General features: G+C 64.1%; 16 protein-coding genes and 1 tRNA gene. 15 read left to right on the top strand and 2 right to left on the bottom strand.

Annotated features, from left to right (window positions below; all coding sequences use genetic code 11):
• Nucleotides 1–194, top strand: a 194-nt coding sequence (locus tag DQW77_RS18340) for a hypothetical protein (protein ID WP_220124948.1), incomplete at its 5' end; no start/stop codon positions are given.
• Nucleotides 195–455: 261 nt separating this feature from the next.
• Here the strand turns inward: DQW77_RS18340 and DQW77_RS05605 are convergent.
• Nucleotides 456–529: transfer RNA gene (locus tag DQW77_RS05605), tRNA-Gly, on the bottom strand.
• Nucleotides 530–737: 208 nt separating this feature from the next.
• A complete protein-coding gene (locus DQW77_RS05600) occupies nucleotides 738–1,739 on the bottom strand; it encodes a LysR family transcriptional regulator (protein ID WP_113257192.1) in 1,002 nt (333 codons plus the stop codon).
• 109 nt (nucleotides 1,740–1,848) lie between these two features.
• Here DQW77_RS05600 and DQW77_RS05595 point away from each other — a divergent pair, with 109 nt between their 5' ends.
• The 14 genes from DQW77_RS05595 (at nucleotide 1,849) to DQW77_RS05530 (ending at nucleotide 14,807) form a co-directional block, all read left to right on the top strand.
• Entirely contained in the window at nucleotides 1,849–2,715 is an 867-nt protein-coding gene (locus tag DQW77_RS05595) for an ABC transporter permease (protein ID WP_113257223.1), read from the top strand.
• Nucleotides 2,715–3,521 carry an ABC transporter permease gene (locus DQW77_RS05590; RefSeq protein ID WP_258523704.1) on the top strand — a complete coding sequence of 269 codons (807 nt, stop codon included), beginning with the start codon at nucleotides 2,715–2,717 and terminating at the stop codon, nucleotides 3,519–3,521. Before DQW77_RS05595 ends, DQW77_RS05590 begins: the two co-directional genes overlap by 1 nt.
• A 58-nt stretch (nucleotides 3,522–3,579) precedes the next feature.
• Complete coding sequence (locus tag DQW77_RS05585) at nucleotides 3,580–4,722, top strand: extracellular solute-binding protein (RefSeq protein WP_113257191.1); 1,143 nt, start codon at nucleotides 3,580–3,582, stop codon at nucleotides 4,720–4,722.
• 86 nt (nucleotides 4,723–4,808) lie between these two features.
• Nucleotides 4,809–5,885 (top strand): ABC transporter ATP-binding protein, encoded by a 1,077-nt coding sequence (locus tag DQW77_RS05580; RefSeq protein WP_113257190.1) that lies wholly within the window; start codon nucleotides 4,809–4,811, stop codon nucleotides 5,883–5,885.
• A gap of 7 nt (nucleotides 5,886–5,892) precedes the next feature.
• On the top strand, nucleotides 5,893–7,245 hold the full coding sequence (locus tag DQW77_RS05575; RefSeq protein ID WP_113257189.1) for an aspartate aminotransferase family protein: 1,353 nt from the start codon (nucleotides 5,893–5,895) through the stop codon (nucleotides 7,243–7,245).
• Nucleotides 7,246–7,257: 12 nt separating this feature from the next.
• On the top strand, nucleotides 7,258–8,184 hold the full coding sequence (locus tag DQW77_RS05570; protein WP_113257188.1) for a 3-keto-5-aminohexanoate cleavage protein: 927 nt from the start codon (nucleotides 7,258–7,260) through the stop codon (nucleotides 8,182–8,184).
• A gap of 1 nt (nucleotide 8,185) precedes the next feature.
• Nucleotides 8,186–8,674: a GNAT family N-acetyltransferase gene (locus DQW77_RS05565; RefSeq protein ID WP_113257187.1), complete on the top strand. Its 489-nt coding sequence runs from the start codon at nucleotides 8,186–8,188 to the stop codon at nucleotides 8,672–8,674.
• Nucleotides 8,671–9,693, top strand: a complete 1,023-nt coding sequence (locus tag DQW77_RS05560; RefSeq protein ID WP_113257186.1) for a histone deacetylase family protein — start codon at nucleotides 8,671–8,673, stop codon at nucleotides 9,691–9,693. Before DQW77_RS05565 ends, DQW77_RS05560 begins: the two co-directional genes overlap by 4 nt.
• Nucleotides 9,690–10,793: an FAD-binding oxidoreductase gene (locus DQW77_RS05555; RefSeq protein WP_113257185.1), complete on the top strand. Its 1,104-nt coding sequence runs from the start codon at nucleotides 9,690–9,692 to the stop codon at nucleotides 10,791–10,793. Before DQW77_RS05560 ends, DQW77_RS05555 begins: the two co-directional genes overlap by 4 nt.
• Nucleotides 10,794–10,824: 31 nt before the next feature.
• Nucleotides 10,825–11,178 carry a RidA family protein gene (locus DQW77_RS05550; protein WP_113257184.1) on the top strand — a complete coding sequence of 118 codons (354 nt, stop codon included), beginning with the start codon at nucleotides 10,825–10,827 and terminating at the stop codon, nucleotides 11,176–11,178.
• Between the two features lie 27 nt (nucleotides 11,179–11,205).
• Nucleotides 11,206–12,099, top strand: a complete 894-nt coding sequence (locus DQW77_RS05545; RefSeq protein WP_147094931.1) for a dimethylarginine dimethylaminohydrolase family protein — start codon at nucleotides 11,206–11,208, stop codon at nucleotides 12,097–12,099.
• A gap of 81 nt (nucleotides 12,100–12,180) precedes the next feature.
• On the top strand, nucleotides 12,181–13,530 hold the full coding sequence (gene aroA / locus DQW77_RS05540) for a 3-phosphoshikimate 1-carboxyvinyltransferase (RefSeq protein WP_113257182.1): 1,350 nt from the start codon (nucleotides 12,181–12,183) through the stop codon (nucleotides 13,528–13,530).
• Nucleotides 13,531–13,606: 76 nt separating this feature from the next.
• Nucleotides 13,607–14,215: a d(CMP) kinase gene (locus tag DQW77_RS05535; protein WP_113257181.1), complete on the top strand. Its 609-nt coding sequence runs from the start codon at nucleotides 13,607–13,609 to the stop codon at nucleotides 14,213–14,215.
• 199 nt (nucleotides 14,216–14,414) lie between these two features.
• Nucleotides 14,415–14,807 (top strand): DUF4168 domain-containing protein, encoded by a 393-nt coding sequence (locus DQW77_RS05530; RefSeq protein ID WP_113257180.1) that lies wholly within the window; start codon nucleotides 14,415–14,417, stop codon nucleotides 14,805–14,807.
• The last annotated feature ends 177 nt before the right edge of the window (nucleotides 14,808–14,984 follow it).

Genomic DNA, 14,984 nt, shown 5'->3' with positions numbered 1-14,984 from the left:
AGCTACCCTTCGCCAGGTCGATCGCCAGCATGCTGATATTCGTCGTCATCGGTGTGCCCTCCGCTAAGTTCCAATCGAACTATTATGGCATAAAGGATGCCGTCAGGTGGGGGCATCCACCGCATCAATTCAGCTCACCACCAAGGGGGTCAATACTGGATGCCGATAGGGGGTCAGGTTTGAATGCCGATTGACACGCAACTGATCGGAAGCGGTTCGGCCGGTGCTGTTGGATTCGGCCATTGACGCGCAATGTCTCTTGCGAGCCATGGCCGAATTCGACAACGCCGGGTTGAAGCGCGAATTGGCGAGGAACAGGGCAGGCCCGGAGCGGCAATGGCAAACTCGCGTCCCGTGCTTGAATTACGGGGATCGCGGTTAAAGGTTTCCTGTCTGCCCGGTTCCCGGGGACTGCCGTGCGGGGGTGTCCGCAAACCGGGTAAGGGAGAATTTTCTGGAGCGGGTAGCGGGAATCGAACCCGCACGACCAGCTTGGAAGGCTGGGGCGCTACCATTACACCATACCCGCTCAGTGAGGCAGATGCATAATTAACACCTGTTCTCCGGTCAAGAAGAAGGTCCGCCTGCAGGAGAAGTTTCCGCCGGGCCGCGTCCGGCAAAACGGGGCGTGTCACCGGCCGGACAAGGCGATCGGCCGGGCGCAGGTTTCTTTGCCGGCAGGTCATTCAGACTTGCGGGAACGATGTCATGACGCGCGGGCAGGCAAGTTGCCTGTCTCAGCGATATGTACGCTTGTCCATCGGGGTCGCTTCGATCTGTTGCAGCAAGCGGGTGAGAAGCGACTGTTCCGCCCGGTTCAGGCTTGCGCGTGGATTCCAGACCACATGCACGTCGATGGCCGGAGTCTGGTCATAGGGCGGCAATTGCCACATCAGCCCGTCGCGCACGTCGCGTTCGGCGACATGGAGGGGCAGCGGGCCAATGCCGAGTCCGGCGATGATCATGCGGCGCACTTCTTCGAGATGGCTGGATGTGCCGACCACAAGGTCACCGAGGTCGGCCTCGGCCCGCATCAGGGTCACCGGTTTGAGGGCATCCTGGAGCCGGTCGGTGTCGAAACTGACAGAGGAATGGCCGGCAAGATCCGCGCGGGTCAGGTCACGACGTCCGAAAAGCGGGTGTGGCGGGCCGCAGAAAAGCCCGAAATATTCCCGGTAGAGCCGGCGATATTCAAGCCGCGGGTTGCGCTTGTGCACGAGACAGACCGCGAAGGAAGCCGCCCGGGCGGTGACACTTTCGATTGCGGCGGCAGAGGACTGCACCTCGATCGAAAGAGTGGCCCGCGGATGCTCGGCGTGGAATTCCGCCAGGACCTGATCGAAAAGAGGGCAGATGACGTGACTGGCAAGCGTCAGGCGGACATGGCCGGTGACCTCATCCGTCATGTCGCGCATGAGGGTCGAAAGGCGCAGGATCGACCCCTGGATATCCAGCGCTTCGCGGTAGAGCGCCTCGCCGGCGTCAGTCAAGCGGAAATGACCCGGTGCACGGTCGATCAACTTGCGTCCGACATGCTGTTCCAGCCGCTTGAGAGCGGTCGAGACCGAGGGCTGTGTCAGGCGAAGGCGGCCGGCAGCTTCGGTCACGGAAGACGACTGCGCCAGAACGACGAAGCTGCGCAGCAGGTTCCAGTCGAGTTCGCGCATCAGTCGTTCGGGGGTGAGACGGCCGTCGGAGGCGGTTCCGTCGGTGCGTGTCGTCCTGGAGCCTGATTGCATAGGTTTGATCAATAGTCGGAATTCCAATTATCTATTTGATATATGCTTGCCCGCTTTGCATCGTGAACACAAGCCCGCACGGACGGGCGAAACACAGGGAGAACCGGAAATGTCGGTCGAAGCCCGCGAGGCACGCCAGCCGTGGATTCTGCTGTCGCCCGCCCTTACGGCGGTGACCTTCCTGCTTTTCGTGCCGCTTCTGTTCATCGTGGTCTATTCATTCTGGCTGCGCACCGCGACGGGGGCGGACCAGATCGGGTTCTTTCTTGACAACTGGCAGGAGGCGCTGACCGACCGCTTTTACCGCGACATTCTGCTCAACACCTTGAAGATCGCCGCTATCACCACGCTGGTCTGTGCGCTCATGGGGTATCCGGCAGCTTATTTCATTGCCCGTTCGAAAGGGAACAAGGCAATCCTGCTTCTCCTCCTGATGCTGCCGTTCTGGATCAGCTACATCATTCGCACGATGAGCTGGATCAACATCCTGGGCGTGTCCGGGGCTCTCAATACGTTCCTTCTCTGGGTCGGGGTGATCTCGGAGCCGATCCAGATGCTCTACAACGAACAGTCGGTGATCCTGGGACTGGTGCATTTCCTGCTTCCCTTCATGGTGCTGAACGTCTTTGTCAGCCTTGACGGAATCGACACCAATCTCGAGGACGCCGCGAATTCGCTGGGCGCGACGCGCTGGCAGGCCTTCAAGCAGGTGACGCTGCCGCTGTCATTGCCGGGGCTGGCCGCGGGCGGCCTGCTGTGTTTCGTGCTGGGAGCCGGGACATACATCACGCCCCTCGTTCTGGGCGGTGCGACCGATGCGATGTTCGCCAACCTGGTTTTCGAGGCGATCATCACGCAGCTCAACTGGCCACTTGGCAGTGCCTTGAGCCTGATGTTGCTGGCGGTTCTGGGTGCGCTGGTGCTGATTTACAACCGCTATCTCGGGATGGCGCAGTTGATGAAGGGGCTTGGCTGATGGCGGCGTCGAGTGGATCCCTGGGCTGGAACCTCGTGCGGGTATGGACCCTTCTGGTCTACATCTTCATGTTCCTGCCGATAGCCGTGGTGGTTCTGCTGAGCTTCAATGCCAGCCAGTTCGGGGCCTTCCCGATGACCGGATTTTCCTTCCGGTGGTTCGTGGAACTGGCCCAGAACGAGGCGATCCTGCGCGCTTTCCGCACCTCGATTGTTCTGGGCCTGATGACAGCGTTGATATCGACCACGCTGGGCGTTCTGGCAAGCCTGGCACTGGTGCGTTACCGGGTGCCGGGCGCGAACATGATTTCCACCCTCCTGATTGCACCGATTCTGGTTCCCGAGGTGGTTCTGGCCGTGGCGCTGCTGCTGTTTCTGAATTTCCTGCAGATCAACAAGAGCTTCACGCTGCTGCTGGCGGGGCACGTGATCTTCACGCTGCCCTTCGTGATCCTGGTTGTGCAGGCAAGGCTTGTCAGCATCAAGCGCGACGTGGAAGAGGCGGCGATGAGCCTCGGGGCGAGTCCACGGCAGACGTTTTTCCAGATCACGCTTCCGTTGATGCTGCCCGCGGTTCTGGCCGGCGCCCTGTTCGCGTTCACAATCAGTTTTGACGACATCACCGGCACCCTGTTCTGGAAGCCGGGCGGGGTGGAGACGGTGCCGACGCAAATCTTCGCGATGCTGCGCAATTCGATCAGCCCCGAAATCAACGCGCTGGGTACGGTGATGATTGTCATGACCGTCGGACTTCCCCTGCTGGGGATCGCGATCGCCCGGCGACTATCAAGCAAGAGCGGCGCCTAGAACCGCTCGGATCGTACAGACTGCAACCCCAACAAGGAGTGAAAACATGACAGGGAAAATGGACAACACCACACGCTACGAGCGACTGCGCGAGCGGTACATGAACGGCGACCTTGACCGCCGCAGTTTTCTGGGCCTGATCGGAGCGGCCGGCCTGGCCTATGGTGTTCAGACGCCGTTCGCGAAATTTGCCCATGCCGCGGATGTAAGCCAGGTCCGGTTCGACGGCTGGGGAGGCGTCGTTTCCGAAGCATTGCGGGAGAATGCCTTTCAGCCATTCGAGTCCGAGACCGGCGTCGAGGTGGTCGATGGCACTTTCGGTGGCGGTGACGAATACCTGAGCCGGGTCAAGGCCAGCCAGGAGGGAGAATACAACATCGCGCACCTGTCGGGTGTCTTCGATTACGCGCGGTATCACAACCTCGGGCTTTCGACGGTCCTCAACGAAGACAATATCCCCAACCTGCAATACGTGATCCCCAAGCTGATCGACGTGTTCCGCAACGTGAGCGATGGCAAGCTGAGCTGTGTTCCGTACGATTACGGAACCACCGGACTTGCCTACAACCGCAAGTACATCTCGGATGAGGAAATGCAGGAGAAGGGTGCCCGAATCCTTATCGACGAAGCCCACAAGGGCAAGATCGGCGGTTGGGGCGACTGGCGCACGCGCATCTGGTACGGAGCCCTTCAAACCGATCAGGATCCCAACGGTGCCACTGACATGGAGGCCATCTGGGACGCGATCCGCACGCATCGTGACCTCAGCCTGAAGTACTGGGGATCGGGCGCCGAGTTGATGAGCCTTCTGGCCGAGGAGGAGATCCACGCGACCGAAGGTTGGTCAGGCCGGATCTTCGCGCTCCAGGAGCAGGGCCACGACATCGGCTACATGGACCCGCCCAACGGGTATGGCTGGCAGGAATGCATGTTCGTCATCAAGGGCAGCCCGATGGAGGCCTGCGAGGAATTGCTGAACTTCATGCTGGCGCCGGAAACGGCGATCGCGGTGGCCGAGGGTCAGAACTATCCCCCGGCGCTCGATCCGAACAAGGTGGATCTGGGTGACAAGATCCCGACCCTCCCGGCCTTCGATCCGAACGGCACGCTGGACGGGTTGACCTTTGCCGATCCGGCTTACTGGAACGGCAACGAGCAGGAATGGTCGAAGAAGTTCGGCCGGATCCAGAAGGGTTACTGACAAGAAGCCTGAATGGCGGGTCCCGGCACCCTTGTCGCCGGGACCCGCTGCCACACCCGTTTTCGCTCCATTGCAGGAGGCCGCCGATGAGCGCCGTCACCCTGAACAACATCGCCAAGCGGTTCGGTACCTTCACTGCCGTCCACAAGAGTTCCCTGGAGATCGCGGAGGGCGCCTTCGTGACGCTGCTGGGGCCGTCGGGCTGTGGCAAGACGACGAACCTGCGCATGATCGCGGGGCTTCTCGACCCCACGGAGGGCGAGATCCTGATCGGTGGCAAACGTGTAAACGATGTGCCGATTCACAAGCGCAATCTCGGGCTGGTGTTTCAGAACTACGCGCTGTTTCCGCACAAGACCGTGGCCGAGAACGTCGCCTTCGGCCTGAAATACCGCGATGTCCCGGCCGGCGAGATCCCCAAGCGGGTTCAGGATGCCCTGGACCTGGTACAGTTGCCCAATGTCGGGGAACGATATCCAAAGGAGCTTTCGGGCGGGCAGCAGCAGCGCATCGCTTTGGCCCGCGCCATCGTGATCGAGCCGGATGTCCTGCTGCTCGACGAGCCGCTTTCGGCGCTTGATGCCAACCTGCGTGAGGACATGAGGGTTGAGCTCAAGCGCATTCAGGAACGCATCGGCGTGACCACGGTTTTCGTCACCCACGACCAGTCCGAGGCGCTGGCCATGTCGGACCAGATCGTGGTGATGAGCGAGGGCCGTGTCGAGCAGGTGGGAGAACCCGAGGAAGTCTACAACACGCCCGCCTCGGAATTCGTGGCGAATTTCCTTGGGGCCTCGAACATTATCGCCGCGGACTGCATCGAGCGCAGCAGCGACAGCGTGGCGCTGGAGGCGCCCATCTTCGGCAAGCTGGCGATCCCGGTATGGAAGGCGCCCAACCTGAAATCCGAGGGCAAGGCGAAGCTGGTGGTGCGGGCCGAAAAGCTGCTGCTTGCCGCACCGGACGCGCCTGCCGGCGATGCCGTTTCGGTTCCTGCCAAGGTGGAGACGGTGGATTATCAGGGCCAGGCGGTGCGGTATTTCGTGCGTGCCGGCGATACCCAGCTTCAGGCCATCAACATGATCGACGAACACCCCTACGCCGCCGGCAGCGACGTGAGCCTGCAATTGCGCCCGCAGGACTGCGCGGCGCTGCCCGGATGAGGTATCGATGACCCGCAAGCCCAGCCATCTGTTCTATCAGGGCCGTCAGCGACGTCCGGTTCTGGATCAGGCGCGGGGCGTCTATATCTGGGACGTGGACGGCAAGCGTTATCTCGACGGGTCGTCGGGCGCGATGGTTTGCAATATCGGCCATTCGAATGAACGTGTGCTGGACGCGATGCGCAGGCAGATGGAGAAGGCGACCTTCGGCTACCGCCTGCATTTCGAGACCGAGGCGAGCGAGAAGCTGGCCGCCAAGACCGCGGCGCTTTGCCCGGAGGGGCTGAACCGGGTGTTCTTCGTTTCCGGCGGCTCGGAGGCCGTGGAAAGCGCCCTCAAGCTGGCACGTCAGTACACCCTGGCCGCCGGGCACCCGGATCGGTGGAAAGTGATCGCGCGTGAGCCCTCTTATCACGGCTCGACACTGGGGGCGCTGGCCGTGACCGGGTATGCGCCGCTGACCGGGCCGTTTGCGCCAATGATGCGCGAGATGCCCAAGGTTCCGGCCCCGCGGGCCTATCTGGACGGGCTGGACCCGGCTGATCCGGCTACCGGGCGCCATTACGCCGACATGCTGGAGGCAAAGATACTGCAAGAGGGTCCCGAGAGCGTTCTGGCCTTCATCGTCGAGCCGGTGGGCGGTGCCTCGACCGGTGCGCTGGTGCCCCCCGCGGGCTACATGGAGCGGGTGCAGGAGATCTGCCGCGAACATGGCGTTCTGCTGATCCTCGACGAGGTGATGACCGGGGCAGGGCGCACGGGCGCCTTTCTGGCCACCGATCACTGGGGCCTGGAACCGGACATAATCGTGATGTCCAAGGGGTTCGCGGCGGGATATGTGCCGCTGGGTGCGATGGTGGCACACGAGCGGCTGGTCGAGGCGGTGCTGGACGCGGGCGGGTTCGCGCATGGCTACACCTATGCCGGCAATCCGTTGGCCTGTGCCGCGGGTCTTGCGGTGATCGACGAAATCGAGCGGCAGGGTCTGGTTGCCAATGCCGGAGCGATGGGCGCCCGCCTGAAATCGCGGCTCGAGGCGCTGAAGCAGCGCCATGCCATCATCGGGGACGTGCGCGGAAAGGGGCTGCTGCTGGCGTTCGAGTTCATGGCCGACCGCGCCAACAAGGCGCCGCTGCCCGCACATCTGCGCGCCTTTGAGAGATTTCCGCAAATCGCTTATGAAAAGGGCCTGATCGTTTATTCACGGCGCACCAGGGGTGGGCTGGAAGGGGATCATATCCTCGTATGCCCGCCGATGATCGCCACGGAGACGCACCTTGACGAGATCATCGCCATCCTTGATGACGCCCTGGTGCAGCTTGAGGCCGAGATCCGCCCGGCGCTCTCGCGGTCGGCGTGACGGCGGCGCGGAATGACGAAGATCCTCATCACCTGTGCCGTTACCGGCTCGATTCACACGCCGTCGATGTCGTCCCATTTGCCGGTCACGGCGGGCGAGATCACAGAACAGGGCATCGGCGCGTCCGAGGCCGGGGCGGCGATCCTGCATCTTCATGCGCGCGATCCCGAAACCGGGCGGCCCTCGGCGGCGCCGGAACATTTCATGGCCTTCCTTCCGCGCCTCAAGCAGGGGTGTGACGCGGTCCTTAACCTGTCGACCGGCGGCAGTGCGATCATGAGCCTCGATGAACGGCTTGCGGCGCCGAAGCGCGCGGCGCCGGAGATGGCCTCGCTCAACATGGGGTCGATGAATTTCGCTCTTTACCCGATGGCCGAACGGATCGGGGAATGGCGTCACGACTGGGAAAAGCCGTTCCTGGAGGGCACCGACGACCTGGTGTTCAAGAACACCCCGCGCGATATCGCCCGGATCCTGACAGAGCTGGGGACAGACCGCGGCGCCCGGTTCGAGTTCGAATGCTATGACCTGAGCCACCTTTACATGCTGCGTCATTTCGCGGATCGGGACCTGATCCAGCCGCCCTTTTTCATCCAGTTCGTTTTCGGCGTGCTGGGTGGCATGGGGCCGGACCCGGAAAACCTGACCCACATGGTGCGTATCGCTGACAAGCTTTTCGGGCAGGATTACATGTTCTCGGTGTTGGCGGCCGGGCGGCACCAGATGCCGCTGGTCAGCATGGCGGCGGCAATGGGGGGGCATGTCCGTGTGGGACTGGAGGACAGCTTGACGATAGCACGCGGCACGCTGGCGCGCTCCAATGCCGAACAGGTTGCAAAGATACGCCGAATTGTCGAGGACATGGGCCGCCGGGTGGCCACTGCGGACGAAGCGCGCGCGATGCTGGGGTTGAAAGGGGCGGACAGGACCGAGATCTGACATGACTGGCCTTTTCTTTCGCCCTGTCGAGACCAAGGACGATGTGGTGCGGCTGGACCGGGCCCTGCGCGCCCTAAGTGGCGATCTGGGAGACGATCACGCGTCCACGGCTGCGGCGCTTGCGGTGGCCATCGAGGGGCCGCATCCGGCCGCATGGGCCCTGTTGGCCCAAAAGGGTGACGAGACACTGGGCGCGGCGCTGTTCTCGCCCGTCTTCTCGACAGTGGAGGGCGCGGCCGGAGTTTACGTGTCGGACCTGTGGGTGGCGCAATCCGCGCGCGGGCGCGGCCTTGGCCGCCGGCTTCTGGCGGAGACGGTGGCGCGTGCGGCGCGGCTGTGGCGGGCGGAATGGATAACCCTGGCCGTTTATGCCGAAAGCGCCGCATCTCGGCGGTTCTACGAACGGCTGGGCTTTGTCCCGCGAACCGCGGCCGGAACCATGGTGCTGACGAGGGACGGCACGCAACGTTTGACGAGGGAAACGGAATGAAGGCGATATTCGACGACCGGCAGTGGCGGCACGACCCGCAGCATTTCATGGCCAACGGGGTGGTGAGGCCAAGCCCGGAACAACCGGAGCGCATCAGGGTTCTTCACAAGGGCGCCGCGGACGCCGGATGTGCCTTCGCGGAACCGGGCGATACCGGCACGGGCCCGATCGCAGCCGTCCATACGCCAGAGTACGTTACTTTCCTGCGCAACATCCATACCCGCTGGCAACGGATCGAGGGCGCCGGGGCAGAGGTCATTCCCAACATCCATCCTGCCAACCGCAGCGACAGTTATCCGAAATCGGCGGTGGGGCAGGCGGGCTACCACCAGGCCGATACCGCCTGCCCGATCGGGGCGGGCACCTGGGAGGCCGCCTACTGGTCGGCGCAGACGGCGGTGACCGCCGCCGACCTGGTGGCGGGCGGGGACCGGGCGGCTTATGCCCTGTCGCGGCCGCCGGGCCATCATGCGTTTGCCGATCTGGCCGGGGGCTTTTGTTTCTTCAACAATGCCGCGATCGCCGCCGAGCGGTTTCGCGCGCGCGGCTGGCGGCCCGCGATCCTTGATGTGGACGTGCATCACGGCAACGGCACACAGGGCATATTCTATAACCGGGATGACGTGCTGACGGTTTCGCTCCATGCCGATCCGGCGCGTTTCTACCCGTTTTTCTGGGGTCATGCGCAGGAGCGCGGCGCGGGGCGCGGCACGGGCTGCAACCTGAACCTGCCGCTGGAGCGGGGAACCGGCGACGATGATTATCTGAAGGTTCTCGACAGGGCGCTGGAGAGGATCGCGGATTTCGGCGCCGATGCGGTGGTTGTGGCGCTTGGCCTCGATGCCTACGAGGGCGATCCCTTCAAGGGATTGGCGATCACCACACCGGGTTTTGGCAGGATCGGCGCGGCGCTTGCGGGGATGGGCCTGCCGACGCTTTTCGTGCAGGAGGGCGGATACCTCTGCGACGAGCTGGGCGAGAACCTGACCGCCGTTCTGGGCGGTTTCGAGGGCGCATGACCCCGGCCGATGTCATAGTGGTCGGAGGCGGGATCGCCGGTATCAGCGCCGCCGCCGAGATCGCCGGGGACGGTGCGCGCGTCACGGTACTGGAGGGCGAGGCACAGCTTGGGTATCACTCCACGGGAAGGTCGGCAGCGATATTCATCCGCAATTATGGCAACGCCACCCTGCGAGCCCTCAACGCCGCGGCGGAGCAGGTGTTCGAGACGCCTGGCGAGATTGCCGAATCCAGTCTTTTGAGCCCTCGCGGTGAGTTGCTTCTGGCCACCGATGAAGAGATGAGCGCGCTCGAATCCTATATCGAGGGGGCCGAGGGTGTCGACAGGCTGAGCACGGGGGAGGCTGTCGAGCTTGTCCCGATTCTGCGGCCGGAACATATCGGCGGTGCCGTGATCGAGCGTGGCGCGCGCGATATCGACGTTGATCGCGCGCTGCAGGGCTATGCGCGGTTGTTGAAGGCGCGCGGCGGGCGGATCGTGACGGGAGCCGCGGTGTCGGGAATCTTCCGAAGCGGGGACATCTGGGAAGTCACCACGGACAAGGACGTTCATGCAGCACCGGTGCTGGTCAATGCCGCCGGTGCCTGGGCTGACGACATCGCCCGTCTTGCCGGCGTCGGCACCGTGGGTTTGCGGCCCATGCGGCGTTCGGCGGCGTTGCTGCCGGCGCCGGACGGGCATGACATTTCAAGATGGCCGCTTTTCGGGTCGGTTTCCGAGACATGGTATGCCAAGCCCGATGCAGGGCGTCTGATGGTCAGTCCCGCCGACGAGGATCCCGTCGACCCGCATGACGCATGGGCAGACGACATGGTGTTGGCCGAGGGACTTTACCGTTATGAACAGGCGGTGACCGTGCCGGTAACGCGGGTCGAAAGCAACTGGGCCGGATTGCGGAGCTTCACCCGCGATCGCACGCCGGTGGCCGGGTTCGACCCCTTGGCGGAGGGGTTCTTCTGGCTCGCAGGGCAGGGTGGGTACGGGGTGCAGACCGCCCCAGCCCTCGCCCGGCTTTGCAGCGCGCTTGTCTCAGGCCGGGAACCGGCCCTGGCCCCGTTGGCGGTAGCGGCTCTGTCACCATCGAGGTTTTCGGCATAATATCCATGGATAACAGAAAGGGACTTGAGAGATGAGCGACATAACCCGCCATCACGTTGGCGCAAGGATGAGCCAGATCGTCATTCACAACGGCATTGTGTATTTGGCCGGTCAGGTGGGAAGCCCCGGCGACAGTGTCGGAGACCAGACCCGTGCCTGCCTGGACAAGGTCGACGCTTTGCTTGCAGAAGCCGGATCCGACAAGAGCCGCATACTGAGCGCCACGATATGGCTGGCGGACATGGGTGATTTCGCCGCGATGAATGCGGTCTGGGATTCATGGGTGGCGCCCGGCGCTGCGCCGGCGCGCGCTTGCGGAGAGGCGAAACTGGCCTTGCCCGAACTCGCGGTCGAGGTCATGGTGATCGCTGCAAGGACGGCCTGAGGCGTTCGTCGGGCAGGGAGGCAGCGATTGGGTACCGGACTCTTCATGGATGTGCGCAGCGAATGCGCGACTCTCAGGGATGTGATCGTGGGCACGGGCGAGGGGTATCACCGTGATCCCGGCCGTGTTGAAATCGTCAATGGCAAGCATCACCGGACCCTCGCGACTGCAGGACAGCCTGATACCGGACGGCTGCAGGCGGAGTTTGCCGGATTCCGCTCCGTGTTGGAGGCGGCCGGAGTCCGGGTCCATTCCCCTCAGATTGCGCCGGCTTCGGTGCAGGACCAGACCTGCCCGCGCGATATCGGCTTTGTCATCGGCGACACCTTCGTCGAGGCGGGCATGCGCGTGGCCAGCCGGATGGAGGAGATCGCGGGGATCGCACATATTCTCGACGCGTGCATCGGGCCGCGCATCGCGGTGCCGCCGGGCATCTGCCTCGAGGGCGGGGACGTGATCGTGGACGGTGCGCATGTCTTCGTCGGCTGCGGGCAGCGCAGCGACAGGGAGGGTCTGGATTTTCTGCGTGCCCGGTTCGGCGATACGCATGAGGTCGTGCCGCTGCCCTGCCGGTCCCCGGACGAGGGCGAGGATGTGTTGCATCTTGACTGTACCTTCAATCCGCTGGGTCTGGGCCATGCGTTGATCTACCCCGACGGGCTTGACGGCATACCAGAGGTGCTGTGCGAGAAATACGACTGGATCGAGGTCACGCGCGAGGAGGCGGACGAGCTGGCCACCAACGTCCTGTCGGTCGCACCGGATCGGATCATCGCACGGTCCGCGCCGTCATGTGCACGCGTCAACGCCGCGTTGCGAACTGCCGGCTACCGTGTGGAAGAAGTGGATTTCGACGCGGTGCCGGGCACCGGCGGATCATTCCGCTGCGCCACCCTTCCGCTGCGCCGGGGGCCGGGCTGACAGGGCGAACCTGAGGGCGATGGACGCGGCGGGCAGCCTGCGCTATCAGGCGCCGGACCCCTGCTTGAGAAAGGCGCGCCCATGTCCGGCCACGGCCCCCCTGTCCCAATGATATCCCGGAAATCCGGACCGCTTGCCGGCAATGCCGACGTACCGGGCGACAAATCCGTGAGCCATCGGGCGCTGATCCTGGGCGCGCTCTCGGTCGGTGATACACGGATTACCGGGCTTCTGGAAGGCGAGGATGTCCTGGATACCGCCCGCGCGATGCGCGCCTTCGGTGCCGAGGTCACCGACCTGGGTGATGGCGCCTGGTCAGTGCATGGCGTGGGCGTTGGCGGTTTCGCCGAGCCTGACCGGGTGATCGACTGCGGCAACTCGGGCACCGGCGTGCGGCTGATCATGGGGGCGATGGCGACCTCGCCCGTGACGGCGACCTTCACCGGTGACGCCAGCCTCAACAAGCGCCCGATGGCGCGGGTCACCGACCCCCTGGCGCTGTTCGGGGCGATGGCTGTGGGGCGTTCGGGCGGCCGCTTGCCGATGACGGTGGTCGGGGCACGCGCTCCGGTGCCGGTGCGTTACGAGGTGCCGGTTCCCTCGGCGCAGGTGAAATCGGCGGTGCTGCTGGCCGGACTGAATGCCCCCGGCGAAACGGTGGTCATCGAGCGCGAGGCGACCAGGGACCATACCGAGCGGATGCTTGCGGGCTTCGGCGCCGAGACCGTCACGCAAGAGACGGGCGAGGGCAGGATCATCACCCTGGCGGGTCGGCCGGAACTTGTGCCGCAGCAGATCGCGGTCCCGCGTGATCCGTCCTCGGCGGCCTTTCCGGTCTGTGCCGCACTTATCACCGAAGGTTCGGATGTGCGGGTTCCGGGCATTGGCCTCAATCCGACCCGTGCGGGCCTTTTTACCACCCTGCGCGAGATGGGGGCGGCGCTGAGCTATGAAAACGAACGGGAAGAGGGCGGAGAGCCGGTGGCGGACCTGCGGGCGCGGTTTTCACCGGCGCTGCGCGGCGTCGAGGTGCCGCCCGCGCGAGCCGCGAGCATGATTGACGAATACCCGGTTCTTTCGGCTGTCGCTGCCTTTGCGGAAGGCCCCACCGTGATGCGCGGTGTCAAGGAGCTGAGGGTGAAGGAAAGTGACCGGATCACGGCCATGGCCACCGGGCTGCGGGACTGTGGCGTGGAGGTTGAAGAGGGAGAGGACTGGTGGATCGTGCACGGGCGCGGGCATGGGGGCGTTCCTGGGGGCGCGACTTGTGCCAGCCATCTGGATCATCGCATCGCCATGGCTTTCCTGGTTCTGGGGCTGGGGTGCGTGCGGCCCGTGCGGGTGGACGACGGTAGCCCGATCGCCACCTCCTTTCCGGTTTTCGAGCCGTTGATGACCAGGCTGGGCGCGGAAATCCGCCGCGAGGGCTGAACGGCCGGCCCGTCGGTCATTGGGCTTGAGGGGGCCGGCGGCATTGTCTAGGCATGATCTTGAAAGGACGGGCAGCATGGCATTCACGGTCGCGATAGACGGGCCGGCGGCGGCCGGCAAGGGCACGGTGTCCCGGGCAGTGGCGGCGCATTTCGGCCTTGCGCATCTGGATACGGGGCTTCTCTACCGTGCCACCGGCCGGCGAACCCTTGACGGCACCGATCCGGTCGAGGCTGCGAAATCGCTCCGGGCCGAGGATCTTGAGGCGGATGATCTGCGCACGCCCGAGGTGGCGCAGGCCGCAAGCCGGGTCGCGGCGATCCCGGATGTCCGCGGTGCGCTGGTGGATTTTCAGCGCGCCTTTGCCCGGCGTGCAGGCGGCGCGGTACTGGACGGCCGAGACATCGGGACGGTCATCTGCCCGGAGGCCGAGGTCAAGCTGTTCGTCACCGCGACCGACGATGTGCGCGCCATACGTCGGTTCAGGGAACTGGCAGCCAACGGTCATGATGTGGATTATGACGCTGTTCTGTCCGATCTGCGCGGCCGCGATGCCCGCGACAGTGCGCGGGCCGACGCACCGTTAAGACCTGCGGAGGACGCGGTGGTCCTGGACACATCGGAAATGGACATCGAGGAGGCCGTGAAAACGGCCATTGCCGTGGTCGATTCGAAGCGGTCCTGACCCGTATCGGAACCCCACTGGCGGTGGCCGCGTCGGCAGATTCTCCGGCACATCCGGAAGGGTGCCAGGTGATGGCGCAAGGATCGGAGGGTTCGGGGATTTGCCGAATTTCGTGTTTTCGGTTGTATCGCACACATCCGCTCTTACGTCGTGCGGGCAGGTTGGCCCTGCTGCAGATGCAAAACCAGACGGAGTATTCATGCCCTTTACAAGAACACTTGCCGCAACCTCCACGGCCCTGGCGCTTGCGATGACCGCGGCACCGATGACAGTCATGACCACCCAGAGCGCCGCCGCGCAGGAGGCCGCCGGGGGCTATTCGGGCGCGCAACTGGACGCGTTTACCGTGGCCCTGCTGCAGGTGTTCGACCTGCGCAAGAAATATACGCCGGCCCTGCAATCCGCCGAGTCGGAAGATCAGCAGCAGGAGATACTTGACAAGGCCACTGCCGAGATTGCCGGTGCGATCGAGGACACCGACGGGATCACCCTTGAGACGTACCAGGAGATCGCCGAGGCTGCCACGCAGGACCAGGACCTGGAGATGCAGATCAAGTCCCGCGTCGAGGACATGGTACAAACGGCCGAATAATGGTCGGGGCCTTGTGGTGCCGGGGCAGTTTGCCGAGCAGGCTTGATTCCCCGGCACGTTGCCGCTATACGCGCGGCGTCATCAAGGCGGATCACACGCTGCATAACAAACAGGATCGGGCAGGGCCGGGGCATCCGGCCCTCTTTGTTTTGCGATACGCCTGACCAACGAAACCGT

Origin of the sequence: Roseovarius sp. TE539, assembly GCF_003298505.1 — a bacterium.
Taxonomy (GTDB): Bacteria; Pseudomonadota; Alphaproteobacteria; order Rhodobacterales; family Rhodobacteraceae; genus Roseovarius.
The sequence above is the reverse complement of the archived record's forward strand: the minus strand, read 5'-3'. Positions and strand labels throughout refer to the sequence as shown.

Excerpts from the sequence above, each read along its gene's own strand:
- DQW77_RS05600 (WP_113257192.1), bottom strand. The coding sequence starts at position 1,739 with ATGCAATCAGGCTCCAGGACGACACGCACCGACGGAACCGCCTCCGAC.
- DQW77_RS05595 (WP_113257223.1), top strand. The coding sequence starts at position 1,849 with ATGTCGGTCGAAGCCCGCGAGGCACGCCAGCCGTGGATTCTGCTGTCG.
- DQW77_RS05590 (WP_258523704.1), top strand. The coding sequence starts at position 2,715 with ATGGCGGCGTCGAGTGGATCCCTGGGCTGGAACCTCGTGCGGGTATGG.
- DQW77_RS05585 (WP_113257191.1), top strand. The coding sequence starts at position 3,580 with ATGGACAACACCACACGCTACGAGCGACTGCGCGAGCGGTACATGAAC.
- DQW77_RS05580 (WP_113257190.1), top strand. The coding sequence starts at position 4,809 with ATGAGCGCCGTCACCCTGAACAACATCGCCAAGCGGTTCGGTACCTTC.
- DQW77_RS05575 (WP_113257189.1), top strand. The coding sequence starts at position 5,893 with ATGACCCGCAAGCCCAGCCATCTGTTCTATCAGGGCCGTCAGCGACGT.
- DQW77_RS05570 (WP_113257188.1), top strand. The coding sequence starts at position 7,258 with ATGACGAAGATCCTCATCACCTGTGCCGTTACCGGCTCGATTCACACG.
- DQW77_RS05565 (WP_113257187.1), top strand. The coding sequence starts at position 8,186 with ATGACTGGCCTTTTCTTTCGCCCTGTCGAGACCAAGGACGATGTGGTG.
- DQW77_RS05560 (WP_113257186.1), top strand. The coding sequence starts at position 8,671 with ATGAAGGCGATATTCGACGACCGGCAGTGGCGGCACGACCCGCAGCAT.
- DQW77_RS05555 (WP_113257185.1), top strand. The coding sequence starts at position 9,690 with ATGACCCCGGCCGATGTCATAGTGGTCGGAGGCGGGATCGCCGGTATC.
- DQW77_RS05550 (WP_113257184.1), top strand. The coding sequence starts at position 10,825 with ATGAGCGACATAACCCGCCATCACGTTGGCGCAAGGATGAGCCAGATC.
- aroA (WP_113257182.1), top strand. The coding sequence starts at position 12,181 with ATGTCCGGCCACGGCCCCCCTGTCCCAATGATATCCCGGAAATCCGGA.
- DQW77_RS05535 (WP_113257181.1), top strand. The coding sequence starts at position 13,607 with ATGGCATTCACGGTCGCGATAGACGGGCCGGCGGCGGCCGGCAAGGGC.
- DQW77_RS05530 (WP_113257180.1), top strand. The coding sequence starts at position 14,415 with ATGCCCTTTACAAGAACACTTGCCGCAACCTCCACGGCCCTGGCGCTT.